Raw genomic sequence first — 23569 nt, 5'->3', positions numbered from 1 at the left:
GACATCGCTTTTACGGATCCGCCACCCCTCTGGAAGGCCGCTCGCCATGTCAGGAAAAACCCCGAAGGTCGTCATCGTCGGAGCGGGTTCCGCCGGGCTCATGCTCGCCGACGGAATAGCGGACCGCGCCGACGTGACGATCGTGGAAGGCGGGATCGACCCGGGCAGCCCGGCGCCGCGCCAGCTGCTCTACGACTACATCTTCCCGGCCGGCCTCGACTGGGGTTACCGGTCGACGAAAGGCGTTCCACTGCTGCGCGGCAAGGTCGTCGGCGGCTCCTCGTCGGTCAACTCCAGTGCCGGGGTGCGCGGCCAGCAGTGGGACTTCGACCCCTGGGGCGAGGGGTGGACCTGGGCCGACTGCCTGCCCGCGCTGCGGGCCAACGAGACGGACCTCCAGTTCGGCGACGCCGACCACCACGGCGACTCCGGCCCGATCGTGATGACGCGGCTCAAGCCGGGTCCGATCGACGACGCGTTCACCGCGGCCTGCCTCGCCGCGGGCCACCCCGAGGCCCCGGACCACAACGCCCCGGGCGCGCTCGGCATCGGCCCCTGGCCGACGAACCGGGTCGACGAAGGTCGCTGGGGCACCCTGGCCGGGGTGATGCCGGGGCTGCGCGGGCGGGTCACCCTGCTCGCCGAGACGACCGCCCACCGGGTGGTCATCACCGACGGGCGGGCGCGTGGCGTGGAGGTCACCGAAGCCGGGGAGAGCGGCACCCGCGTCCTGCCGGCGGACGTCGTCGTGCTGTCCGCCGGGGCGTTCGGGACACCGGAGCTGCTCATCGCCTCCGGGGTGGACCTGCCCGGCGTCGGCGAGCATCTGCAGGACCATCCGTGGGTGATGCTGAACGCCCTGGCCGACCCGGACCTGATCGCCGAGCGCCCGGTCAGCGGTTCGCTCCTGCGCTGCGGCCTCGGTGGCGACCCCCGTGAGGAGATCCAGGTCTTCCCGTTCTCCGCGCATCTCTACGACACGTCCCGGCCGGTGGGCGAGGTGTCGTTCGCCGTCGGGCTGATGGCCCCACGCAGCCGCGGCTCCCTGCGGGTGACGCCGGACGGGACCGCGATCGACCTGGGCCACCTCGCCGAGGAGATCGACCGCCGGAGCCTCGCCGAGGGCGTGCGCATCGCCGCGGACCTGCTCGACCGGGTCGCCGCGACCGGCGTCGTGACGATCCCCGACAACCCGTGGTGGCGCGGGGACGACCTTGAGCAGCAGGTCGTCGCCCGGGCGGAGACCTACAACCACCCGGTCGGCACCGCCCGGCTCGGCGACGATGACGACCCGACCGCCGTGGTGGACCGCCGCCTGCGGGTGCGTGGCGTCGACGGTCTGATGGTCGCCGACGCGTCGGTGATGCCGGCGATCACCCGGGCGAACACCAACCTCGCCACCATGATGATCGGCCGCCGGGCCGCTGACCTGATCGAGCTCTGAGCTCACCGCGGCACGAAACGCCGGGCGGGGCGGCAGCGCCCCCGCCCGACGGCCCCCGAGCGCCCGGGTATCGGCCTCGCCTCGCCACATCTCGCCCGCCGGTCGGCGGGCCGGCCCGCTGGCGCGCCGGTCGTCCCGGTCAGACGGAGCAACGCGGACGGAGCAAGATGGTGCGGTGAGTGGATTCGGTCTGGTCGCATCACCCGTCCTGGCTGGCGCGCCGATCGTGCGCGACGGCCTGCTCCGCCTGGATGCGGCGCGGCGGGAGGCGAGCTGGGCCGCCGCGCAGGTCGTCGTCACCGACGACCGGGGCCGGTTCCCGATCGAACAGGCCGACGGCCCGCCCCGGCTGCGCACCTACGCCGCGGCAGGGATCGCCGCCGCACCACCACCGGACGCGCTGCTGCTCGGCGAGGCCGACGGCGTCGTCTACTGGGGGATGCAGGCCCCAGCCCCGTCCGCGGCCGACTCCGGCGACGACCCCGTGCACTGGCTGGACCTGTTCACGGCGGGCGCAGACTTCCCCGCGGTGCACGCAGCTCTGGCGGCCACCGCGACCGCCCTGCTGAACTGGCACGGGCGGGCCCGTTTCTGCGCCCGCGACGGATCACCGACCCGCGTCATCAACGGCGGCTGGGCCCGGGTGTGCGAGGCCGAACGGCACGAGGAGTACCCGCGCACCGACCCGGCCGTGATCTGCCTGGTGCACGACGGCGCGGACCGGGTCCTGCTGGCCCGCCAGCGGGTCTGGCCCGTCGGCCGCTTCTCGGTGCTGGCCGGTTTCGTCGAGGCCGGGGAGTCACTGGAGGCCTGCGTCGCCCGCGAGATGGCCGAGGAGGTCGGAGTGGCCGTCCGCGACATCGGCTACCTGGGCAGCCAGACCTGGCCCTTCCCACGATCCCTCATGATCGGGTTCCAGGCCGTCGCGGACCCCGAGGCGCCGCTGTGCCTGGACGACGACGAGATCGTCGAAGCACAGTGGGTCACCCTGGACGAGCTGCGCCCGGCCCTGGCCCGCACCGCCTGGCCCGCCGTGGGCACCACCGCGGACGGCCAGCTGCACCTGCCCGGCCGCCTGTCCATCGCCCGAACCATGATCGATGCCTGGGCCACGGCCCGCACAGCTACCACCATCCCGACCCAACCGCCCGACCCAGCTGCCTGATCGGGGCGGCGGAGGTGGTTCGGGATGGTGGTGATACGCCGCTCAGGACCTCGGTCTCACTCCGCGCCGACCAGCCGCGGCGCTGGTACCAGGTTGAGCCGCCCGACGGCCTCGGTCACGTCCTGCGGCCAGAACCACAGGCGGTACTGCGGCGGGATGGTGAAGTAGTCCTCCGGCCCGTGGAGCTGACGAGTGCGCATGTCGGCGCAGTAGCGTTCGCGCCAGGAGGTCGCCTCACCGGCGCGCAGTGACTCGCCGTCGACCTTCTTCTTCGTGACGCGGTAGAGCTTCTCGACCGCTCGGTACTCGTAGGCCAGCAGGGTGTGCGGGTTGGCCCAGATGCCCTTGGGGGCCTGCGGGTCGGCCGCTGCGGTGGCTGCTTCCAGGAGCAGCGGCAGATCGAGCTCGCCGGGGATGGACGGATAGATCACGAACGGGGCGGCCCATCCGGCCGCGATGAGGTCCAGGTTGAAGGTGGCACGCTGCTCGCGGGTGAGGTTGCGCCGTTCGGCCTCGGTGTAGTCGGGAGCGACGTAGGCCAGGAGTCGGCTGTTGGTGTCGAAGGGCGGTTGCGCGGCGCGGATGAACAGATTGCGCTTGTTGCCGTTCGGCTTGGTCAGCCGCTTCTCGATGTTCTGCTTCGCGAAGGCCGAGGCTTCCTTGCCCTGCGCGAAATGGAGAGTGCCGGCGGTGCCGGTCTCCAGCTTCGGCAGGAGGAAGGCCGCCAGGCCCGGGGAGATCGGTGCGTGGCCGTCCTTGATCCATCCCGCGAGCTGTAGGAACTCCTGATCGATGGCCTGGGCACGCTCCGCGGAACGGGCGGTCACCTCCGGCGTGTCGACCGAGAGCATGCGGATCGGCATGCGGACGTTCGGCGTGTCGCCGTCGGTCACATCAACCAGTTCCCGACCACCCAGCGAGGGTAGGTTCTCCCCGGCCGGTGACCAGAGCACCTGCACTGCGTCGATCATGGTTGTCCCCCCGATGAACACGCCCTGACGGTCCGTCTACGTGACCAGCTGGTGACCGGCCCCGTGGCGCCGCCAGTCTGTCAGAGGGACACCGGCCGTGGCCGGACGCGTCATCCTCGCGACTGCGGCTGGACTGATCGTGATCGCGGCGGACAGGGCCTGCTGGGCGGTGGAGCGGACGCAAGGCAGTGCCGGCTGACGCTGGACGGGACCGGCAGGCGGTCAATTGCTACGCACACGCCGTTCTAACGGCCTCAGCCCCGGTTCACGCTTGCTGCGGGGCGCGAACGGTTTCACGGTCCGGGTTGGTCGCCGACGGTGCGGTGCGGGGCCAGGTCCAGGCGTACCGCACGACGAGGGCGAGTAGGAGCAGTTCCAATGCGATGCCAAGGCCGTAGAAGTACGGCCAGGACTCGCCCACCGCGTTGAATGCCGTGACGGGAACGTAGAGCGAGGCCACGATGAGGTTCGTGATGCGGGTCGCCCGGGCGGGCAGCGTCATCGACGACACGACCATGAGGATCGGGATGGCCACCAGGGTCAGCGCCGCGGTCGAAAAGGTCTGGGAGAGGTCGAACTCGAAGACCTTGCCGTCGAGGATGTCCTCGACGACGCCGGGCGTGAAGAAGTTGAGAATGTCCACGTAGGCGTACAGGAACATGAAGCTGGTCCACGCCGCGGCGAGCTTGGCTCTCACCGGGATCGGCTGGTCTTCCAGTGTCGTGGTGGGTTGACGCGTTCTCATCATGGGCTCCGTCGTTGATGAGGATCGGTACGTCCACGATCGCTGAGCCCGGTGGCGGGCACACCGGCCCGGAGGCCGGAGTTCGCCTGGCCGATGAGATGGTCTCTCTCTCGTGCTTTCGGCTGATCCGCCGCTGCCGCGCTGTCCCTGCGCCGGGCAGATGGTGACGAAGGCGCTGCGCTCGTTGTGGGCCTCGGTCGCCCCGGCCGGGACCAGTCGTCGTGCAGGTACGTCAGGTTCGGTTCAGTGCCCCACCCGGCCGGTGTCGTAGGCCCACATCGCGATCTCGACCCTGTTCCGGGCGCCGATCTTGGCCAGCAGGCTCGCGACGTGGGTCTTGGCGGTCGTCAAGCTGATGAACAGCTCCGCGCCGATCTCCGCGTTCGTGCGGCCGACAGCGACCAGTTTCAGCACCTCCTCCTCGCGTTGGGTGAGCGGCTCGATCGGTTGGGTACGGCGTTTCGATGAGGCCCCCGCGGCGAGGGTCGCCAGCAGCCTGCGGGTGATGTTCGGCGCGATCAGGGCATCGCCGACGGCAGCGGCATGGACAGCCTGCACCAGCAACTCCGGCCCGGCATCCTTGAGGAGAAATCCTCGGGCTCCGGCCCGAAGCGCGCCGTGGACGTACTCGTCCAGGTCGAACGTCGTGATCACCACCACCGCAATGGGGTCCGCGACGCCCCGCCCTGCGAGGAGCTCGGTCACCTCGATGCCGTCCAGCCCGGGCATCCGAATGTCGACCAGGCACACGTCGGGGCGGAGCCGATGCGCCAGCTCGACGGCGGCCTTGCCGTCGGCGGCCTGGCCGACGACCTCGATGTCGGTCTGGGCGTCAAGGATCATCGACAGGCCGGTGCGCACCAGATCCTGGTCGTCTGCCACCAGCACGCGCGTCGTCATAGGGGCAACTCCATCGGCAGCTCGGCGTCGACCGCCCACCCGCCCTCGGGTGTCGGCCCAGCGCGTAGCGTGCCGCCGAGCAGCTGCACGCGCTCGGTCATCCCCAGCAGCCCGAAACCGTGGGTCGCCGGCCGCGCCGGGTCGATCTGGCCGTCGTCGGTCACGCGGAGCCGCAGCCTTCCTGCACCCTCGACGACCCTGATCTCCACACGCGAGGCGTTTCGGGCGTGCCGCAGCGCGTTGGTCAGCGCCTCCTGCGCCATCCGGTACACGGCGGCGTCGACCTGGGGCCGAAGTACGGCCAGATCACCCGCCAACTCCACGTCGACGACGGGGTCCGGTTCGCGGCGGGCGAGGAGCATCAGGTCGGCGACGCCGGGCTGGGGACCGTACTCCGCCGGCGCTCCGTCGCGCAGCACCCGGACCATCGCTCGCATCTCCGCCAGCGTCCGCGACGCTTCCCCCTCGATGATCGCAAGCGCCTCGAGCGCCGCTTCAGGTCGCTTCGCGGCCATCATCATGCCAGCCTGCGCTTGCAGAGTGATCGCCGAGACGTGGTGGGCGACCGAGTCGTGCAGCTCGCGCGCGAGGCCGACGCGTTCCTGGCTGCGGACCTGGTCGAGTGCCCGGCGCCGACTCTCGGCGCGGTAGCGGAACGCCGCTCCGCTCGCTGCCGCCGCCGCCAGGACCGCCAACCCGCCGAAGAGCTCGGCTGGCCCGGTGTAGTCGGTCGCGATGCTGAACCCCGCGGCGACCGCAACCAGCAGCAGCCCGATCACGATCTGACGCCCTGAGCCCCAGCGGACCAGCGAGTAGACGAGCACCAGGATGTAGATCATCGTGTTCAGGCCCACACCTGAGGTCCCGCCCAGCCAGCTCGCCAGTCCCAACGCCATCCCGGTGCCGAAGCCCACCACGACGCAGACCAACGGGTGAGTACGCCGCCACAGCAGCACCGGCGCAAGTCCGACCGTCACGATCGTCACGACCGGCCGCCAGGTGACGTCCTCTCGTAGGGTTCCTTCGAGTAACGCCGCCACCATCACCACACCGACCAGCACCCGGTCGAGCCACACCCGTTCGGGCGTGTCCGCGGCGCGGGGCTCGTCCCAGAGCGAGCGCAGGCCGGCAGTGAACACACACCCAGCCTAGAGACAGCCCAGGCGTCGGAGATCCACCGAAAGAACGAGACGCCGCTCCCCCCAATGGCGCAGGCGGGTCCGGCCTCGACGCCGATGTGCCGGAAGGCCGGTCGCGGCGAGGCCCAGCGCGCCTGTCTGGTAAAAGTGCTGGCCCCGAGCGAACAACCGGGGCCGTGACGACAAGTTCGACGGACACCCCAGGAGCGTCCGTATCCGCGAAGACGTCCCGAAGCCGCGATCGCCGACTTCTACGCCGAACGCGTCTTCGGGCGCGACAGGATCGCCCTCCTGAGCGCCGAACTCGCGACCTGCGACGACCGCGCCGCGCGGGTGAACCCGACCGGCCAGGCCAAGACAATGATCAAGATTCCGGTGGCAGACCTCGACAAGGTTGCCCATCTGGCGGGAGTGACGGCCGCCGCCCCTGGGCCACACCCGGCAGCCACTGGGCATCCGGGGCGCATCCACGGCGCGTAGATGCTGTACGTACACCTCGTGGAAGCTCTCGCACACCCGTCGTGGGAGGCCCGGCGCTTGTTGAACCTAGCGGACAAATGGGTCGGAAAAGAAGAGAAGGTTGAAAAAGGACTCACCCGATCTCGTGCAGGGGATGGTGCAGGGGGAGTCGAGGCTGCCGCACGGCGTAGAGCGAGCCAGGCTCGTCTGGGCGGAGCTTCCTCCTGCCCAGACGGACGGCTCTGAATCGGTGGGCACGGATGTGACGCACGGGCAGGCAGTGCGCCCGGCCGACGCCGATCGGATGGAGCAGGCCAGCCCGGGTTCGAGCCCTGGCGGGTCACGCTCACACTGTGTAGTTCTTGCAGGGCAACGAGACCGATTTGGATCAGCTCTGTTGGTACTTGATCGCTTGGTAGCCGTGCTGGCAGTCACACGTTCCCTTCAGGTTGTCGAGGTTGCACGACTCGACTCGCTGCCGGTGCGGCCACCCTCTCCGGCTTGTGTTGCGTTCGTCACACTCGGCGGACGTATGTACTCTCGCCGCCGCCTCTCAGTGCTCCAACCAGTAGCGATACCCACTCCATCGCCACACCTCTACCCGTAGCACCACAACCCCACTGCTACGGTTGCGCAACATCACAACTCGATAGGTATGGAGAAATCGGGATGGCCAAGCGCAACGCCGCGCTCACTCTTCTCGCGGTCGAACTCGGCGCAATCGCGCTACTTGTGAATTCGCTGATCTCGTTCGACTGGCATGAAATTTGGTTCGCCTTGTCGATCTCGATCGCCATTCCGTGTTGGGTGCTCGCCGTCAAGGCACCTTCTACTTGCGGCGTGATAACCCTGCGCCGCACTCCATGCCGCAACCGGACGGTTGGCGTACTTTTTGGATGCTCCCAGGCGCGTGGCGGAAGCCATGTCTGGGCCAAATTTTTCGCCCGCTTCCGGTGGCAGCCCCACCAGCCGCTCACGGCTGATGCCGAGACCACTGCATCACCTTCGGCCCGCAGCACCACCAGTTCGGGCGGAACCGTGCTGACTGCTAACCAGCCCGGGATCGTAGTCGTCAGGCTCGAAGAAGATATGCAAAGCACCCTCACTTTCTGGATGACGGTTGTCGCGACACTTTCAGGGATAATCTCGACCGCCGCTATATTTGCCTAGTACGGAGAGTTGGCCTCGGTCTTGCCGTCCGGCAGGAGATCGACCGGGCGAAGCATGTGCCGACGGCTGTCGAGCTTGCACGGCAGGAGAAGCGCTACTGGGAGCGGCTGCCGAAGCTGATCGGCTGGCGATCGAGGCAGCTGCTCGTGAGCGCCGCCGGCAGTGGGAAGCTGCCATGGTCCAAGCCAAACTTGATCATCGCGAGGCGCATCGGGCGAAGGTGCTCGAACAGCAGATGACGGCCTGGCGGCACGCGGGGCAGCTCCGCGAGTACATCGCGGCGATGACGGAGCGGATCGCCTCGATAGTAGATGGGGCCGAAGCGGAAGCGGCGGCGGAGCGGCTGGCATGGGCCACCGAGCACGTGGCACGAGTCGACCCGCTCGATAACAAGCTGGCGATGCCGGCCACACGGGATCCCAAGGCGGATGACCTGAAGCCCTTTCTCGGCCGCTGGAGCCCGTATGGACCGGAGCGGTACTACTAACCGGAGACGCTCGATCAGTGCCACTGGCGGACTACGGCGACCTCCACCGAAACGCCGATCTTCATCGGGGATGCGGCTATTATCCCTGCGTGCGCGAGGTGACGTATGAGAGTCGCGGGGTTCCGCTGGAGGCGTACGAACTCACGAAGGCGGATCATCGGGAGCAGAAGAGCAGCGAGGAAGCCGCCCGATGGGTTGAGGAACTCCTCGCGAAGAAGCAGGCTGAAGAGGCCGCCGACCCGGTTCTGAAGGCGGGGCGGGACGCCGCCGGCCGGAAGGCAATGGAGATGATCGCCAGCTGGCGCACCCCCGATCACGAGCTCATGCGGTGGCGAATACGCCTGTACTGCGGGCACATCGTCGAGACGCGTCGGCATGCCGAGACCGCGCGGCCGACGATGCATGGCTCGTCTTCGATGAAGTGCCCGGACTGCAGCAGAGACCCGTCCACAATCGTGGCGTACGAGCCGCTCGGTTTCGCAGACCAACGCCCCGTGCCCCCACCGGCACCGAAGCGACCGACACGGGCGCAGCTGGAGCGAAGACTGGCTGAGCTTGAAGCCGAGGTCAGTGAGCTGCGGCAGCAGGCTGGACCCTCGGCCCCAGAAGATCGCTGACCTGTGATGGCCGCCGCCGCTCCGTGGTGCGCCACCGATCGCCCGGCCGGTTCGAGTCCTGCCACGGTGAGTCGCCGTTCGGCGTCGTTCGTATGATCGGCAGCTGTGGCCATCGAAGGTGTTTCAACGGAGCCCGCCGCGGTGGTGACCGGTGCGGGTCATGGGATCGGCTTGGCTACCGCGCATGCGCTCGCCGCCGCCGGTTATCGGGTCGTGGCAGTCGATCGGGACCTCGGGGCGCTCGTGAAGGCCGATCTGCCTGAGGGCTCGGTGCTGGTCGAACACGACATCGCTGATGTCGAGGCGGATGCCCTCGCGGGGCTGGATGCCGGCTTGCGCATCGAGGCGCTGGTGAACAACGTCGGCGTGATGGACGGTCGGTCGTTCCTGGAACTGCCGGTGGCAGATGCCGCCCGGGTGCTGCACACGAACATCGTCGGCTCGTGGGCGGTGACGCGCACCGTGGTCGATCACATGCTGGCGCGCCAGGTGCGTGGGTCGATCGTGTTCAACCTGTCGCTGCATGCCTCGCGGGTGCGGATGTGTCCGGACTACTCGATGAGCAAGGCGGCGCTGGCGATGTTCGTCCAGGAGCTGGCGATGGAGCTCGGCCCCGCCGGGATCCGGGTCAACTCGGTGTCGCCAGGAGCAATCGACACTGGCCACGGGCCGTCTGAGGACGCGGACGGACATCGGGCCCGCAGCGCGGCGCTGGTGGCGCTGGGCCGTGTTGGTGAGCCGGACGACGTTGCCAAGGTCGTTGCCTGGCTGTGTTCGGAGCAGGCTGGCTATGTCACCGGCACGGACATCCGGGTCGACGGCGGCCTGTTCCACTACAACTGGCTCCACCACCTGTATGGCAGCGCAGCGACGGAGCGTGACCGCACCAGCTAGGCCTCCGCCGAGGCCGGCCGATGGCTCACGGTCGGCGAGCTGTCAGCGGGGCGGCCCAGGCTGCCACGCTGACGTCGGCACCCTCCGGCCAGGTGACCCGGCCGTGCGGATCGGCGCCAAGAGTCCAGATGTCTGCGGCAGCAAGCCAGTGGCGCACCCGGCGTCCTTCGGCCTGCTGGAACAACGCTTCTTTCCTCGTGTTGGCGAGCGTCAGGTCGCCGGATGCGGCCGCGGCGAAGACACCGACGGCCACCGGGCCGATGGCGTCGTCGAGGTAGCCGGCGGCCGTGAAGGTGTGAGCCGCGTCGTCGAGCAGCTCATCAATGGTGGCTAGGGATGCTTGGCCGACGAGTGCCGTCGCCCGGGACATCTGGCACTGGGCGATGCCGGGATGCAGGCCAAGATCGCGATTGAGCTGTTCGATCTCCTCGATGTCGGCGAGCACCAGGGCCGGGCTCGACCAGCACTGCACCAGGGCCAGGTGCCGGCGGGCCAGCGCGAGCAGCAGCGGAGAGTCCTGTTCCTCGGCGGTCTGCTTGGTGATCGCGAAGTGGTGGGCCGCCCGATCAAAGTGGCCAGCGCACCACCAGATGTGACCGAACAGTTCGTGGAGGCGGTAGCGCAGCTCCCCATCGCGGATCTCGGGGTCGAACTGCCGGGCGATCGCGAGTGCCGCAGCGTTGTCGCCGTCACGGGACCGGGAGTGCGCCAGGGCGATCAGGGCTTCGTGCGCCAAACGGTCATCGTGCTCGGCGGCGATGGCCTCGAAGGTCGCGGCAGCGTCGCCGCCGCCGCGCAGATCGTAGGTTTCACCCAGGTAGTAGAGCGCTAGGCGGCGCAGGTTCTCCTCGGCAGGCAGGGGCGTCGGGCCCTCGAACGGCGCAAGCAGCTCAACGGTGTGCTGCAGGTCACCGATCTGCCGTTCCATCATGCCGTCAAGCAGCGTGAGCAGGCTGCGGCCATGGTCGGTCAGCAGGGCCGCTGGCTGGTCGCGGCCGGCGTCGATGGTGGCCCAGACGCCGCGGAGCTGCACCTGCATGATGATGTACGCAAGGTGCGGCACGGTCGTACCGAGCGTGGCGTACAGGCCGGTGAGCTGCCAGAACGCCAGCGCTTGGGTGCGGCGGTCACGCCAGAGCCGAGAGTCGGGGTCCTCGAACAGCGCCGACCAGTGGGCAACGAGCCGGGCTGCAACCTCGGCCCATTCATCGGCCGACCAGGGGTTGGCCGTGAAGGAGTCTTGCAGGCGAACGGAAGTCTGCAGGAGCTCGTGGATCGAAAAGACATCATCTTCGCGTTGCAGGACGAAACTGCGATCAAGGAACTGCTCGATCGCCGAGGAACGAAGCGACGGGACGGCCACGCGCAACGTGCCGCGGTCAAAGACCCGGAGCAAGGCGGCAGCGCGCAGCAGATCGCTCTGCGGATCGTCGAGGTCCTCCATGAGCCGCATCACCACCTGCGGCAGCCCGCCGGCGAAGTCGCCGACCTCGGGAGTCTGCCCGCGGCCAAGGAGCGCCATGTAGTGGTTGCAGGCAACGTCGAGGTAGAGCGGCATGCCCTCGGACAGGCGCGCCACCTGATCGCGCAGTTCTTCCGGGATGACCGGCGCGCCGGCGTCGTCGCACAGGCAATGCTCGAGGTAGTCCCGGCTGTCCTCGGCGGAGAGCATGCCGACGCGATGTTGGTCCGATGCCGGACCGTCGGCGAGGCCGGGCCAGACGGCCGGCCCGGAAAACTCCAGCGACGGAGCCCGGGTGTCGGCAGCCCAGTCGAGGCGCCGCCGTGAGGTGACGACGAACAGCGTGGTCGGCAGGAAGAAGGCGCTGCGGACGATGCTGTCCTCAAGATCGGCGAGCCGGGCGGAGCGGCGCTGGTTCGGCACGTGTTCGAAGGTGTCGAGAAAGATCGCGACATCGGCGTCGCCGCTGGCCTGCAGCCGCATGAGGTCCCAGGCCAGCAGGAGGGGCAGGTGCAGGCGCAGCTGCTCAGTGTCCTCCTCGGTCGCACAGGCCTCGAAGAACGGGCAGTTCTTCCGCAGGTCGCGCACGACCAACGAGTTCTGGATCTGCCGCCAGGCGAAGCGCGCTGCGCGGCTGGCTCCGCCGACGACCAGGCCCGCGCCGTCGACGATGCCCTGGGTGAACTCCGACAGCTCCCGAGCGAACCGTTGCCGTTGCGCGGCGGTGCCGAGCGATGACTGGTGCGTGACGAAGTCCGTCAGCGGCACGCCCGGGTTCTGCCGCGCCCAGTACAGGGCGAGCCCGGTGTCGAACGCCGGGAAATGCTTGAGGGGCGCCAGTCCAGACCGCAGATGCAGCACGAAGAGTTCGGGATCGCGGGCCGTCGGCTCCGAGAAATCGATCCGCACTGCCTGGCGGCGCTGGCTTCCCGCCAGAAAGCGGCGTTCGAGTTCGCGACTCAGGCTTGTCTTGCCGATTCCCCCGTCGCCATAGAACGCGAGCACATTGCGGCGAGGCGCGGTCAAATCCAGGCTTACGTCCGGATGAGCCGTCCGAAGCTGACGCAGCTCTTCGAGCTTGCCGGCAAACGCCTCGGCCTGCGACACCCGATCCGTGAAGATCCGCTGAGCCGAGACGCGAGTGCCGCCAAGCCGACGTGCGCGGACTTCTTCGCTGATGCCCATCAAGCTACCCTGTCTCACGGAGGATCCACACGTGCCATCCGTACCGGGCCAGTCTTCCCCATAGAGCGCGTTTGCCGCTTTGATTTACGAGAAATGCCAGGTCGGACGGGGTTTAGCCCAGGTTTTCGCCGTGTGGTCACCCGCCACCTTGAAGACAGCCGGATGAGGGCCACCCCCGCTCCGGGCACAGCTCCACGACCGGGCCGAGAGCGCCCGGTATGGTGTCCGTCAGGCAGACGGCCTCAGGTTTGCCCAGGCTGCGAGTTCGAGTCTCGCGATGATGGGTGTGTTGCTGGTGGGAGGCGGCGCGGTCCGGAAGGGCCTCGCCCGGCTTCGGAAGGGGGTCACGATGATCAGGATCCGGTTGTTCACCGCGGTGGTGTGCGGCAGCGGCCTGTCGGCCGTGACCGCACACACCGCATCTGACGGTACGGCGACCACCTGGGCCTGCCTGAGGCCGTGATGCTGAGGGGTTGAGTCAGCCAGTGGCGCGGCTCGGCGCTGAGGTTGATCAGCTGGTCGGTATCCGCGCTGCCCTGCTTGAGAGCCAGCGATACGGAACCGCGAATCGGCTGATGCCCTCTCTCGGCACGCGAGATGCCGACCGCAGCACACCTACTCGTACTGAAGCTGTATGCCTGTGTGATCGGCAAGTTGGGTGAGGGCCTGGTCGTGGCGGTCGAGTTGGGAGCCGATGGCAGCGACTTCGGTCTTGATGTCCTGGATGTCGCCAACGACGCTATCAAGCACGTTACGAACGTGGTTGACGTCGTCTTTGAGGTCGGCGATCTCGGTGTGCAGCTCGTCGCGCACTTCATGCAGCCTGCGATCAATGAGGCCATAAAACTTGACGAATTGACGGTCGAGAATTTTATTGAGTTGTCCTTCAGTCATAGCATTTTCAGTATGCGCTCGCGGCAAGAAAAGATCAAGGTTTTGGCGTGCGGTGGCGGGATACCCGCGGTCGTAAGCTCATGAAGGCCGATACGTCCAAGGGCTTCAGCTCATCCCCAGGTACCAGGACTCAGCCTGGCAACGCAGAACGGCCAAGCGCTCGTCGTCGCGCTCCCAGCGGGTTTCCTGCTCAGGTTCATGGGGACTCCAGCCGTTGAGGTGGAGCCGGAGATCGTCAGGCGTGGGTTTGGCGTCGAAGTCGAAGTCAGCCCGGATGGTCGGGTCGAGCTGGTCAGCGGCGGCGCGCGCCCAGGCGATCCATCGCTCGCGGTTGCGGGCGCGGGCTTGGCCGAGGCCGCGGCGGGGCGCCTGGTCAAGGGCATCAGCGAAGGCCCGGATCGCGGTGGCAGCGGCCCAATCATCGTAGGCGGCGCGAAAGGTCCGGCGGCGGACTGTTTCGAGGGCCTGCCCTCGTGCCTCGGCGAGGGCTGCCTGCCACTGGCGGCGTTCTTCCTCCTCCTCGTGGACGATTCGGTCGAGGTACTCCCCGTAGCGCCGAGTCTCGGCGCGGCGTGCCTGCTCATCGGCCGCGACGCCGGCTTCGACGACATCGAAGATCTCCGGGATACGTTCCTCGAGCCGGCCCGGGTCGTCGTCAGCCCAGTTGTCATGGTTGCCGCGGCCGGTACGGGCGATCTGGAGGCTGAGTCGGCCGGACGCGATCGTGCCGGTCTCCGGCAGGCGCAACCGAGGGTGCGTACGCAGGAACTCGCGTTCCGCGTCAGTGGGTTCGTAGGGGACGCTGTCGTACTCCTCGCGGATCGTGACGTAGCGCTGGACGGAACCCACCTGCAGGAACGGCTTCGGGTGAACGGTCTTCCGGTTCACGTCGAAGCGGTGCCCACGGGTACAGGCTTCCTCCGCCAGGAGGCGGATGAGAGCCAAGCCCCGGCCGAGGGACGTCGCGGCGACCTCCAACGCCGCAGGATCCTGTTCCAGCGCGGCGATGATCAGGGCAGGCTCCGGGCTGGACAGCCGGGTGCGGCGCGGCGGGCGGGTGTTGAGCCGGATCCGATTCCAGTCTCCATCGTCGGCCTTGGCGTCGTCGGATAGCCGAATGATCAGGTCACCGCGGTCGCGGCCGGTGTGCATGAGGTGAAAGCCATCCGGGATCAGCTTGCGGCGTTTGGCGGCGTCGATCGCCCGGCGGTAGCGCGCCCGGGTGTCCTCGTCGGGATGCTCGAGGCGGAGCGTTCCGCCTTCACGCTGCAGGTGCTCGATGAGCTCCCGGGCCCGGTCTGGCCCGTCGCCCTGAGCCGGAAACGCCGACGAGGGCTGAGCGGACGCTGGGCTGGCGGGCTCTCGGCGCCGAGTAGCTGGCTCGGCCGGCGCAACGTCGCTCGAGTCATGGAGATGGCGAAGGTCCTCAAGGTAGAAGACGCCGGTGTCGGTGATCGTGGCGCGCCAGGGCTGGAGGCTGACGTTGATGAGCCCGCGCCGTTGCAGGCCTCGTGCCGAGGTGCGATAGCTAACTCCGTCAGGGCCGCTGAGGTCATCGCCGCTGTGGATGCGATGCAGGAGGCGCAGTTGCCGATCGTTCAGTCCGGGTTGAACCATGGTCAGACGCTTCCAACACCGCCGGGGGTTGGACAAGTGGCCCGGGGGTGTCCATGCGGCCGCCTTGGGCACGAGGTAGGAGCACGTCGAAGATCAGGGAGGTCAGGTCGCGAGTGATCTGTGCCCCCTCGGGAAAGATGATGTTGGTGCCCCCTTCGAGGGTCACCGTGATCCGGCCGGTGTAGCGGCGGCCGTCGGCGGAGCGCGGCGAGGGACGCAGGTCGGTCGATCCTCTCCGGGGCTTCGTGCTCACGAGACGTAATCCGTGACGGTAGTTCTTGACGATCTTCGCGGCCTTGTCCGCCGAGATACCGTGCTCCTCTGCCAAGGTTGTCGCCAGATCTTCCGGCGGGCTGTCTCCGAAGCGGCTGTAGAGGTCACGGAAGATCGGTGGGCTCGTCAGGGCGATCAGTAGCAGGTGCCGCCATCGATCTTCGTCACGGTCTGCTCTCAGGATCGCTTGGGCGAGCGCTGTCGCGCGGTACCGGTACGGCCCCCCGCTCCCCTTGCCCGATCCGCTTTCGATACGGAGCAGGCCAAATAGCGTCATGGACCTGACCTGCATGGAGCCGGCCGTTGATGTCGTAGCGTAACCAAGGGTTCGCGCCAGCGTCGTGGCATCGGGAGCGTGCTGCGCCGTTGCTTCGAGCGCAGCTGGAAGATGGCGGAGGACACCTGGCAGGTCATGGTGAGGGGATTCGAGTTTCACGGCTATATCTCGACAATACTTTCATCTGATCCCGGAAAAGTTGGAGCGACCTCGTGGCCTCCGGCTGCCGGTCGGTGTTGCGAAATATGCAAACTATATTGACCGGGATCAAGGCGTGGGCGCATAGTCGTGGGTGGGGCGGCGTGACTGGATGAGCAACGCGCGGACGCTGGCCGAGCCCGTGCCGCGCTTCGGCTCGGGATGCAGAAGCTAAGAATTTTCAGCCGTGCCATGCTCTGGCCGCTTTGGGTTCTGCTCGTGCCGCTGGATGCCGACCGCCAGGTCGATGGCGGCGAGTTCGCCCTTCAGCTCGCCGGCGAGAGAATCGAGCTGGTCGCGATCGTCCTTGGCGTCAAGCTTGGCCTCAAGCGTATCGAAGCGCTCGTTCATGTACTTGAATAGTCTCGTGAATTGATCATCGTTCATTACGTATTTCAGTATGCGCCTCCAGCCAGAAAAGATCAAGTTAGTCGTAAACAAGGAACACCACGATGGAACAGAAGGGATTACAGCAAGCCGGGAGGGGGATGCGCTCGAGCGCGACGGCGCCGGCGAGCGGGCTGGCCAGGACCGGCCACGGATCTACGTTGCGAGCCTGCTCGACTACAACTACGGGATGCTGCACGGGCTCTGGGTGGAGGCGGATCAGGAGGCAGCCGAACTCCGGGCCGCGGTGAACCGCATGCTGGCACGTTCCCCCACCGCGGCCAGGACGGGCGAGGCGGCTGAAGAGTGGGCCATCCATGACTTCGGGGGCGGCGGGTTCGAACGGCTGCCGATCCGGGAGACGGAGTGGCTGGAGGACGTGGCCCGCATGGCCGCGCTGGTGGCGGAGCATGGCGAGGCGTTCATCGTGCTGGCGCGGTACGCCGGCCTGGATGATCTGGACTTTCTCGAGGCCAGCTTGCGCGGTGGGTTCCATGGCCACTGGCCATCCGTCGAGGCCTTCGCCGGACACTGGTTCGAGAATCTGGGCGGGCAGGCCTTCATCGAGACTGCTCCGGCCTACCTCCGGCCCTTCGTCATCCTCGACGCCGCGGCATTGGCCGAGCGGCTGGAGTCGGAGCTGACCATCCTCGAGGGACAAGGCGGTGTGTACGTCTTCGATCCCAATGCCTGAGGGCGTTGGCTGACGGGCCGCTCTGGGTCTGCCTGGCTCGTCGGTGACATGCGGCCGTTTGCTGTCACTCCCTGTCCTGGGGGTGGCCGGCCGCACCGCACCGAGGAGGTGGGTTCGGAATGACCGAGCCAACCAGGACCGGAGGGCACAAGACCCTCGCGGTCAAGCTGCCGCCTGATCTGCACGCGCAGTTGGAGCTGGTGTCGGGACTGGACGGGTTGTCGATGGGTGCGGCGTTGCTGCAGTCCGTCGAGCTCTATGTCCAGACTCGGCGGTCTCAGCCGGACTTCGCGGAGCGGGCAGCGGCTGCGGTGGCTGAGGCGGAAGCCGAGGCTGCAGCACGGCGCAGCGCGATCCAGGCTCTGCTGGGCGGGGGAGTTCCCGCCCAGACGGACGGTTCCGAGCCGGTGGGCGCAGCGCACGGCGCAGTGAGCGTGCCCCGGCGGACGAAGGGTTCGTAGGGGCAGGGCTGACGCCCAGTGCCAACACCCGGCGGGGACGCGGCGGCACTTATGGCCGCCCGTTCCTGCCGGGGTCACACCCATGACTTTCACGCACAGGTGTCGGTGTCAGGCAGCCCAGTCATCCGCCGGACCGGGCTGCCTGATGCGCTCTGTCCGCATCCATTCTTCTGCTCCAGCGCAGTCGGATCCACTCTACAAACCAGCGGGCGGCTTGGACACCTTTCCGTCAGACCTCTAGAAGCGGGAAGTCGATATAGGCTTCCGCCGCGTAGATAGTTTGCCGGTCAGGAGGAAATAGGTCGTCGGGAAACGGTCACATTTGAAGGGCGACCAGACGGCAAGACCCTCCTTGAACCAGTCCGCAAGCGCCGTTGTGGCTCGACACGTCCCGACGCTAGGCGGCCCAGCGGCGCTATCAGCGGCGGAAGGTCTTCTCCGAAGATGAGAACAATTACCTTCTTTCGAGCCCGGGATAGAATGACATACAGCAGATTGGAACCATCTTCGAAAGGTTCGTACCTCTCGGGGCCATAATAGTCGCTGCTGCGTAGCACCACAATTGTCGCATCAGCTTCGCGTCCTTTGGTCTGATACAGGCCCATGACTTGCACCGGTGCCGTGGTCTCACCAACGACGTGAGTAAGCAAGTTGATACGGCGATCTGCTGCAGCTTTATCCAGCAGCATCAGCCCATTCTTCAGACCACCGCCTTGCCTCAAGCACCGTGTGAAGAGCGAGCGCAGTAGGCGGGCAGCCCGTGTCCAGTTACTGGCGCCACGGGGAAGTCCGAGACTGGCGTGTGCTCCAGGAATCTGTTCCACTGCCGCAGCGGGCCCACCCTGGAGAAGGTCGCGACGCAGTGTTTCCAGCCGCCGCGTCAGCGCGGCAGGAGCCGCTTTCTCGCCCAGCAGCATCAGTGCGAGGTCGGGCGCCTTTTTGCCGCGCACGGAGCTAGTCACAAAGACAGCCAGTCTCTCCTCTACGTTCGCCCAGTCGTCCGAGCCACCAGCGAACTGCACCATCGCGTTCTGGACATCGATGGCCGCTCCCAAGCACTCAGGTAGTCCGACGATTTCATGGTTGATGTCGCGCTCACTGAGTGCGTCAGAAAGCCCGGTGGTGGAGTCGATATGGTGGCTGAAGACGCCGACACTGCAGCCTTCGTCTAGTAGCCCCCGAACGACTGCAGCGACCTCGTCGACTTCACGGTCGACCGGAAGCTCCGCGCGTACCTGCAAACGGCCGGTTTCCAACGCCGCCGCGAGCGCGTCGTGGTCGAACTCGCGCCGCCGCACTGCAGCTGCGGCAGCGGGCAGAACCTGAGTGGGGTCTCTATGAGATACATCGAGCAGGTCGATCTGGCGTGCACCCGGCAGGGCAAGTGCAGCCGCAAGTCGCTGCGGACCCACACCGACAGCATCTGGGAGATTCGTGTAAATACATTGGTTGGGGTCGGCTAGCAACAGCAGGCGCGCTGAGCCGCGAATTGCCATCAGGAGCTCAAACTGACGATCGTCCGTGTCCTGAAACTCATCGCAGACGATCAGTGACCAGCGGGACTGTAGATGATGCCCGAGGGCCGGCAGCATGCAAAGGTCGAGCGCACGAGGAAGCAATTCACGGTAACGAACTGTTCCGTCCACCGTAAATAGCCTCGCCTCGGCCTCGCCGAGCAACCGCGGCTCCGGCATATCAATCGCATTACCCCAGCGCCTCAGTAGTCGCCAGGCGAAGGCGTGGAATGTCGTAATTTCCGTCCGTGGTTGGTATGGTCCAAGAATATTGGTGGTACGATCGATAATTTGCGAAACCGAGGCGCGCGAGAATGATAGGAAAAGGGCTCGAGGTGCAGGGCGTCTAGCACGGGGTGGGTGAGCTGCCGCGGATGCCAAGTTTTGACGGTCGGCCTGCTCGAGGGCGAAACGCACGGCAGCTGCGGCTGTCGTGGTCTTGCCAGTTCCAGCGCCGCCACAGACCAGAAGAACGGGATCGTTAGCCTCGATCACCTGTTGCTGCGCCGAGTCAGGAGTGAAGTTCACGAGTCGCTCATCTCGACAAGGACGACGTCACCGGGCGGACATCTAAGAAGATCGAGAACATTTCTCGCCAACCGCGGAGGCTGCCTCGTTCCCAAGGCGGTAACGAAAGGTCGGTGGAGACCACCCTTCTGCTTGAGCGCTCCTATCGTTTTGGCTTCGAGGCTATCATCGGAAACGGCTCCGATATCAAGACCAAGCCCGTACTCGGTGTTAAGTTGCTCCAATGCATGTCGTAGAGCGGGTGCGGGAATGCCATGAGTAAGCGCTCGCTCGATCGACGTGCGTTTAGGGAGCCATATGACCTGCTCAGCCATCGTCGCCAGCTGACCGACGAGTTCAACATCGGTGCCTGGCTTGTCGTGGTCGAGCACCACTCGTACGCGAAAGCCGAGATCGATTGCGAGCTGCGCTAGCTTGGGTAGTTGATCCTTGCCGCCGTCGCTGAGCCCGGGTGCGATCATCCGAACCCCAAATGCAGCGGGCGACGGTGTACCCTGGCCAAGCATTTTGTCGGCTACTGCGGTATAGCCTTCCAGATCATGTGGTCCTTCAAGGAGTGCTACTGTGCGGGCTGTCATGGCTGGTAGGAGAAGCAGGTGAAGGTATCGTCTCGCCGTTCGCGCCTTACGGTCAGTGGTAGCCGCGAGCTGGTGATGACGACGTGCGCCGTGACTGCGGGTCAGGCGAACTACTTCTTCGGGCTCGAATGCCCGAAGCACCTCAGGACGGCGGGTCGAGATCCATACTTGATCGCATGTCCTCCGTAGCTCTGCGGCAAGATACTCGGCCGATGCCGCGTCCAGGTCGTCGCCGAAGTCGTCAGTAAAAACGATTGCGTTGACGTCTTCGGCGCTGAGCATCGCTTCGCTCGCAGAGAGCACTGCACTCGTGGTCGAGCCATGTGAAGATAGTGGCAGCGAGCCGGCAGCGTCCAAGGCAAGTGCGGGTTGCACTGCGCGCAAGATTGCCGAAACGGAGCCATCGTCAACCATGAAATCTACACAGTCTTCCGGTGGCGATGCCATCTCCAAAAGACTCTCCGGGCCCACAGTCAATATGTCGCCAAGTGTCTTGCGGATGCCAGTATTGGAAGCCAGCTTCTCTATGGCCGTACCCATATCTTTGCTAAAGGAGCTAAGGGTGGCGTTAAGCCCAGGCTCATCCAACCCATTCACCAAGCGCCGGAATGCCCCTTCAGCTCGCAGCTGAAGGGGAGGAACACGGTCAATCGCTACGGCACTGACCAATTCCCGCTCGGCCCGCGGCACTCGTATGCCTGTTGCGGGATATTCCACCCAGTGTTCGGCTGTGTCGCTAGGGTCGTCGTAATGGAGGCAGTAGCGCAAGCGCAGGCCAAGAACGGTGCCTTCGGCACCTGCCCCATCGACAAGGAGACCCGTCGCTGGGTTGATCGCTTCGAGTCGGTCGTCAAGTTCCTGCTCTACCGCTGAGCCGAGATCCACTAGCGTTACCTCGACCGTCGTCAGCGTCTCAACCTCGTCATCTTCCGATGACACGATCGGCCGATGAACGTCGTATCGATGGGGACGGCTGGCAGTGCTGCGCGAATCGAGTACTCGACGCAAGCCAGTAATCAGATCGGTACGACCAGCGCGTGGCTCGCCAACCAGCACCACGTGGCCAGAGGGATGCAGAACCGTGTCTGCGAAACCACGGAATCTCAGCAGGTGCAATCGAATAACCCGCATGGTATCCTTCCTCGGCCTAATACAGACAGGAACGGTCGCGCCCGAGAAAGGAAGCCCAAGCCGACGCGGAATTTGAAGCGAAAAGCTGCGCGCTAGGCGTGCAGAGAGTGAGCGCGGATATCGGAAATGCAGAGGACCGAGCTGGACCACACCCGCTGAGAGTGGTTCAGTGTAGCTTTATTGCACGAGCGTAGGTGGCACTTGATGGTCGCTTGGCTGATCACGTTACCCTCGGCACCAAAGGTGTGTCCACTGTGTTTCTGTGGTGGTCGCCACATCAAAGCGCATCGTCATTGCTCGGTATGAGAATGAGATTCTTTGCTGGAAAGCAGCTACTCGCGCAATAGCTCCAGCGGATCAATCTTGATCACTGCGGCAATCGCCTCGACCGACTTGAGGGTGAGGTTGCGCTCGCCGCGTTCGATGCCGCCCATGTAGGTGCGGTGGACGCCGACGAGGTCGGCGAAGGCTTCTTGGCTGAGCCCCTGCTGCTTGCGGTAGCGGCGCAGGTTGCGGCCGAGGGTCCGCTGCAGGTCGCCTTCCATGTCAGCACTGACGGTGCCGATCCTGCTACTTGTAGGTCTACAGACTTATGAGTAGCATCGACTGTGATCGGGCATCCATGGGGAGGTGGCGGCATGGGCGGCGAGGGTAACTGAGTTGGGGTCGAGGCCTGCAGCCTCGACCACGAAACCCTCGGGGCCGGTTCACCTTCAGGCTGCCCGGGGGTTTCGTCATGTGCCGAGTTTCTCGAACACACATTTAATAGTGATATAATTAAACCAGTTTATGGCAGACCTGCATGACCAGTTCGACCGTCTCCAGACCGCGTTCATCGGTGTGGTGACGGCGTTCGCGGGCTTGGGGTTGTTAGTGCTGGCCCACAACCTGGATGGCCTGCCGCGGCTCGCCTGGATAGCCCTCTTCCCGCTCGGGGAAGTCGGCGGCCTGCTCTTCTCCTTCGGCTTGCTGGGCATCGGCATCGACTACTGGCAGCGGCGCCAGGCCGCACAGCTGCAGTCGGCCCAGCTCCGGCGGGTCATCACCGAGGAGGCGCCCGCCCTGCGGGACGCCGTGATCCGCGGCTTCGCCTTCGACGCCGAAGACCTCAGCCGGGTGGCCACACCGGTGATGCTGGATCAGATCATCCGCAACAGCCTGGCGCTCCGCCTCGGTGACGCTACGTTCGCGCAAGAGCTGTACGACGACATCCGTGATCAGGCAGTGGCGTCGGCTGAACGCTGGCATGACGCCCGGGTCGAGGTGTCGCTCTCGCCGGTAGCGGACGAAGGAACTCCCAAGGGGAGTTCCTCAGCAGCGGACGCTGCTGGAGTCGGGCTCCTGGCGGCCACGGTGCGCTGGGAGTACACGACGGTTCCGGTCAGTCCGGTGCGGCGCTTCGTCTGCACGTCGGATCGGGATGAGTACCGGGAGCTGAGTGCCGAGGCCGGGGCTACGTCGGCCTGGTACTTCCGGCCGGTGGGTGACCTGGACGGTGCCGCCAGGGAAGCCTTCGAGCTGGTGCAGTTCACCGTCGACGGCCGGGCCCGACCGATCCGACGGAGCATGAAGCGTGGCAGCCAGACCTACACCGCCGCCATGGGCGACGAGGTCATCGCCGCCGGGCAGCCGATGCTGGTGTCGTATACATACCGGGCCGTGGTGCGACGGGACGGGAGATTGATCAAGCTTGACGTTGAGCAGCCAACGCGGGGGCTGAGCGTCGAGCTGGAGTACGGCGGCGTGGGGATTGCCGACGTCCGGCTGCTCGAGTTCTTCCCGAGCAGCAATCGGGCGCGGATCAGCCGGACGGCGGAGGCGGTACCGGCGCGAGCGATCCGGGCGGACTTTGAGGGGTGGGTGCTGCCACGGGGCGGGGTGGTGTTTGTGTGGGAGCCGGCGGCGAAACCCCTACAACCCTGAGGGCTCTGGAGGCTCTGACGTCGGCGGCCGGGCGTCCGTGTCGCCGTCGGTGGTATCAGCCAGCTCCAACTCCGCTGCGATCTCGGGCAACCGCCGTTCCAGATACTCCTGCCCGGCCGGAGCCATCGGCTCGTCGGAGAGGTCCGGATGCACCTCAAGTGCCCGTAGAGCCATCAAACACCCCGTTTCGGATACGCGGTAGCGAAATTTCGTGCCTCGACGCTCGACATGCAGCAGTCCGAAACTAAGGAGCGAGGGAAATATTTTGACGACAAACTTTCGGTCCCGATGATCGATATCGAGGAGCCTTGCTGCGTCTTTGCGAGTGAAGAAATCTGCGCCGACAATCCTAAAAAGGCGGAATGCGTAGATGGCCGCCGCTTCCAGATCAAGTTCCGGGAATGGTTTTTGTGAGAATGGCATTTATATTTCTTTACTGTGACGCAATGGTGTCGA

Annotated in this window: 22 protein-coding genes; 9 read left to right on the top strand and 13 right to left on the bottom strand. The window is 66.2% G+C overall.

Going from position 1 to position 23569, the window contains the following annotated elements; genetic code table 11:
* The first annotated feature begins 46 nt into the window (after nucleotides 1-46).
* Both ACG83_RS00175 and nudC read left to right on the top strand, forming a co-directional pair.
* On the top strand, nucleotides 47-1444 hold the full coding sequence (locus ACG83_RS00175) for a GMC family oxidoreductase (RefSeq protein ID WP_054564142.1): 1398 nt from the start codon (nucleotides 47-49) through the stop codon (nucleotides 1442-1444).
* 175 nt (nucleotides 1445-1619) lie between these two features.
* Entirely contained in the window at nucleotides 1620-2609 is a 990-nt protein-coding gene (gene nudC / locus ACG83_RS00170; RefSeq protein ID WP_054564141.1) for an NAD(+) diphosphatase, read from the top strand.
* 56 nt (nucleotides 2610-2665) lie between these two features.
* On the opposite strand, the gene ACG83_RS00165 is transcribed toward nudC, so the two are convergent.
* The 4 genes from ACG83_RS00165 to ACG83_RS00150 all read right to left on the bottom strand — a co-directional run bounded on the left by ACG83_RS00165 (nucleotide 2666) and on the right by ACG83_RS00150 (nucleotide 6364).
* Nucleotides 2666-3580: a hypothetical protein gene (locus ACG83_RS00165; RefSeq protein ID WP_054565298.1), complete on the bottom strand. Its 915-nt coding sequence runs from the start codon at nucleotides 3578-3580 to the stop codon at nucleotides 2666-2668.
* A 265-nt stretch (nucleotides 3581-3845) separates the two neighbouring features.
* Complete coding sequence (locus ACG83_RS00160; protein WP_054565297.1) at nucleotides 3846-4325, bottom strand: DUF6326 family protein; 480 nt, start codon at nucleotides 4323-4325, stop codon at nucleotides 3846-3848.
* A gap of 243 nt (nucleotides 4326-4568) precedes the next feature.
* Nucleotides 4569-5225 carry a response regulator transcription factor gene (locus tag ACG83_RS00155; protein ID WP_054564140.1) on the bottom strand — a complete coding sequence of 219 codons (657 nt, stop codon included), beginning with the start codon at nucleotides 5223-5225 and terminating at the stop codon, nucleotides 4569-4571.
* Nucleotides 5222-6364: a sensor histidine kinase gene (locus tag ACG83_RS00150; RefSeq protein WP_054564139.1), complete on the bottom strand. Its 1143-nt coding sequence runs from the start codon at nucleotides 6362-6364 to the stop codon at nucleotides 5222-5224. Before ACG83_RS00150 ends, ACG83_RS00155 begins: the two co-directional genes overlap by 4 nt.
* Before the next feature lie 1128 nt (nucleotides 6365-7492).
* On the opposite strand from ACG83_RS00150, the gene ACG83_RS43715 reads away from it, so the two are divergent.
* The 4 genes from ACG83_RS43715 (at nucleotide 7493) to ACG83_RS00135 (ending at nucleotide 9991) form a co-directional block, all read left to right on the top strand.
* The gene (locus ACG83_RS43715; protein WP_152991215.1) at nucleotides 7493-7993 is read left to right on the top strand and encodes a hypothetical protein; all 501 of its coding nucleotides are present in this window, start codon (nucleotides 7493-7495) and stop codon (nucleotides 7991-7993) included.
* A 175-nt stretch (nucleotides 7994-8168) separates the two neighbouring features.
* Entirely contained in the window at nucleotides 8169-8480 is a 312-nt protein-coding gene (locus tag ACG83_RS00145; RefSeq protein ID WP_152991214.1) for a hypothetical protein, read from the top strand.
* 17 nt (nucleotides 8481-8497) lie between these two features.
* Nucleotides 8498-9097, top strand: coding sequence for a hypothetical protein (locus ACG83_RS00140; protein ID WP_054564137.1), 600 nt, complete (start codon nucleotides 8498-8500; stop codon nucleotides 9095-9097).
* Between the two features lie 105 nt (nucleotides 9098-9202).
* Entirely contained in the window at nucleotides 9203-9991 is a 789-nt protein-coding gene (locus ACG83_RS00135; RefSeq protein ID WP_083472934.1) for an SDR family oxidoreductase, read from the top strand.
* A 25-nt stretch (nucleotides 9992-10016) separates the two neighbouring features.
* Here the strand turns inward: ACG83_RS00135 and ACG83_RS00130 are convergent, their stop codons facing one another.
* The 5 genes from ACG83_RS00130 to ACG83_RS43705 form a co-directional block, all read right to left on the bottom strand.
* Entirely contained in the window at nucleotides 10017-12638 is a 2622-nt protein-coding gene (locus ACG83_RS00130) for a hypothetical protein (protein WP_152991213.1), read from the bottom strand.
* Between the two features lie 615 nt (nucleotides 12639-13253).
* The gene (locus ACG83_RS45185) at nucleotides 13254-13532 is read right to left on the bottom strand and encodes a hypothetical protein (RefSeq protein WP_161934712.1); all 279 of its coding nucleotides are present in this window, start codon (nucleotides 13530-13532) and stop codon (nucleotides 13254-13256) included.
* Nucleotides 13533-13637: 105 nt separating this feature from the next.
* Complete coding sequence (locus ACG83_RS00115; protein WP_054564132.1) at nucleotides 13638-15149, bottom strand: hypothetical protein; 1512 nt, start codon at nucleotides 15147-15149, stop codon at nucleotides 13638-13640.
* A complete protein-coding gene (locus ACG83_RS43710) occupies nucleotides 15085-15858 on the bottom strand; it encodes a hypothetical protein (protein ID WP_152991212.1) in 774 nt (257 codons plus the stop codon). The genes ACG83_RS00115 and ACG83_RS43710 overlap by 65 nt, the downstream gene beginning before the upstream one ends.
* A gap of 210 nt (nucleotides 15859-16068) precedes the next feature.
* Nucleotides 16069-16284 carry a hypothetical protein gene (locus ACG83_RS43705; protein WP_152991211.1) on the bottom strand — a complete coding sequence of 72 codons (216 nt, stop codon included), beginning with the start codon at nucleotides 16282-16284 and terminating at the stop codon, nucleotides 16069-16071.
* 13 nt (nucleotides 16285-16297) lie between these two features.
* Here ACG83_RS43705 and ACG83_RS00110 point away from each other — a divergent pair, with 13 nt between their 5' ends.
* Nucleotides 16298-16978 (top strand): antirestriction protein ArdA, encoded by a 681-nt coding sequence (locus ACG83_RS00110; RefSeq protein ID WP_054564131.1) that lies wholly within the window; start codon nucleotides 16298-16300, stop codon nucleotides 16976-16978.
* Between the two features lie 119 nt (nucleotides 16979-17097).
* Nucleotides 17098-17439 carry a hypothetical protein gene (locus ACG83_RS00105; RefSeq protein WP_063792958.1) on the top strand — a complete coding sequence of 114 codons (342 nt, stop codon included), beginning with the start codon at nucleotides 17098-17100 and terminating at the stop codon, nucleotides 17437-17439.
* A gap of 287 nt (nucleotides 17440-17726) precedes the next feature.
* Here ACG83_RS00105 and ACG83_RS41805 read toward each other — a convergent pair whose 3' ends face one another.
* The 3 genes from ACG83_RS41805 to ACG83_RS00095 all read right to left on the bottom strand — a co-directional run bounded on the left by ACG83_RS41805 (nucleotide 17727) and on the right by ACG83_RS00095 (nucleotide 21735).
* The gene (locus ACG83_RS41805; protein ID WP_083472933.1) at nucleotides 17727-19481 is read right to left on the bottom strand and encodes a UvrD-helicase domain-containing protein; all 1755 of its coding nucleotides are present in this window, start codon (nucleotides 19479-19481) and stop codon (nucleotides 17727-17729) included.
* Complete coding sequence (locus ACG83_RS45910; RefSeq protein WP_200931254.1) at nucleotides 19478-21190, bottom strand: hypothetical protein; 1713 nt, start codon at nucleotides 21188-21190, stop codon at nucleotides 19478-19480. Before ACG83_RS45910 ends, ACG83_RS41805 begins: the two co-directional genes overlap by 4 nt.
* A 332-nt stretch (nucleotides 21191-21522) precedes the next feature.
* The gene (locus tag ACG83_RS00095) at nucleotides 21523-21735 is read right to left on the bottom strand and encodes a helix-turn-helix domain-containing protein (RefSeq protein ID WP_054564129.1); all 213 of its coding nucleotides are present in this window, start codon (nucleotides 21733-21735) and stop codon (nucleotides 21523-21525) included.
* A gap of 244 nt (nucleotides 21736-21979) precedes the next feature.
* Here ACG83_RS00095 and ACG83_RS00090 point away from each other — a divergent pair, with 244 nt between their 5' ends.
* Nucleotides 21980-23113: a hypothetical protein gene (locus ACG83_RS00090; RefSeq protein ID WP_054564128.1), complete on the top strand. Its 1134-nt coding sequence runs from the start codon at nucleotides 21980-21982 to the stop codon at nucleotides 23111-23113.
* Here the strand turns inward: ACG83_RS00090 and ACG83_RS43700 are convergent.
* Nucleotides 23102-23536: a hypothetical protein gene (locus ACG83_RS43700; RefSeq protein ID WP_152991210.1), complete on the bottom strand. Its 435-nt coding sequence runs from the start codon at nucleotides 23534-23536 to the stop codon at nucleotides 23102-23104. The genes ACG83_RS00090 and ACG83_RS43700 overlap by 12 nt on opposite strands.
* Between the last annotated feature and the right edge of the window lie 33 nt (nucleotides 23537-23569).

Source organism: Frankia sp. R43 (genome assembly GCF_001306465.1).
GTDB classification, from domain to species: domain Bacteria; phylum Actinomycetota; class Actinomycetes; order Frankiales; family Frankiaceae; genus Parafrankia; species Parafrankia irregularis.
Note: the sequence above shows the minus strand (reverse complement) of the source record. Positions and strands in the feature narration are given on the sequence as shown.

Coding starts and splice junctions, on each gene's coding strand:
- ACG83_RS00175 (WP_054564142.1), top strand. CDS start 47: ATGTCAGGAAAAACCCCGAAGGTCGTCATCGTCGGAGCGGGTTCCGCC.
- ACG83_RS00165 (WP_054565298.1), bottom strand. CDS start 3,580: ATGATCGACGCAGTGCAGGTGCTCTGGTCACCGGCCGGGGAGAACCTA.
- ACG83_RS00160 (WP_054565297.1), bottom strand. CDS start 4,325: ATGAGAACGCGTCAACCCACCACGACACTGGAAGACCAGCCGATCCCG.
- ACG83_RS00155 (WP_054564140.1), bottom strand. CDS start 5,225: ATGACGACGCGCGTGCTGGTGGCAGACGACCAGGATCTGGTGCGCACC.
- ACG83_RS43715 (WP_152991215.1), top strand. CDS start 7,493: ATGGCCAAGCGCAACGCCGCGCTCACTCTTCTCGCGGTCGAACTCGGC.
- ACG83_RS00145 (WP_152991214.1), top strand. CDS start 8,169: ATGGTCCAAGCCAAACTTGATCATCGCGAGGCGCATCGGGCGAAGGTG.
- ACG83_RS00130 (WP_152991213.1), bottom strand. CDS start 12,638: ATGGGCATCAGCGAAGAAGTCCGCGCACGTCGGCTTGGCGGCACTCGC.
- ACG83_RS45185 (WP_161934712.1), bottom strand. CDS start 13,532: ATGACTGAAGGACAACTCAATAAAATTCTCGACCGTCAATTCGTCAAG.
- ACG83_RS00115 (WP_054564132.1), bottom strand. CDS start 15,149: ATGGTTCAACCCGGACTGAACGATCGGCAACTGCGCCTCCTGCATCGC.
- ACG83_RS43705 (WP_152991211.1), bottom strand. CDS start 16,284: ATGAACGATGATCAATTCACGAGACTATTCAAGTACATGAACGAGCGC.
- ACG83_RS00110 (WP_054564131.1), top strand. CDS start 16,298: ATGCGCCTCCAGCCAGAAAAGATCAAGTTAGTCGTAAACAAGGAACAC.
- ACG83_RS00105 (WP_063792958.1), top strand. CDS start 17,098: ATGACCGAGCCAACCAGGACCGGAGGGCACAAGACCCTCGCGGTCAAG.
- ACG83_RS45910 (WP_200931254.1), bottom strand. CDS start 21,190: ATGCGGGTTATTCGATTGCACCTGCTGAGATTCCGTGGTTTCGCAGAC.
- ACG83_RS00095 (WP_054564129.1), bottom strand. CDS start 21,735: ATGGAAGGCGACCTGCAGCGGACCCTCGGCCGCAACCTGCGCCGCTAC.
- ACG83_RS00090 (WP_054564128.1), top strand. CDS start 21,980: ATGGCAGACCTGCATGACCAGTTCGACCGTCTCCAGACCGCGTTCATC.
- ACG83_RS43700 (WP_152991210.1), bottom strand. CDS start 23,536: ATGCCATTCTCACAAAAACCATTCCCGGAACTTGATCTGGAAGCGGCG.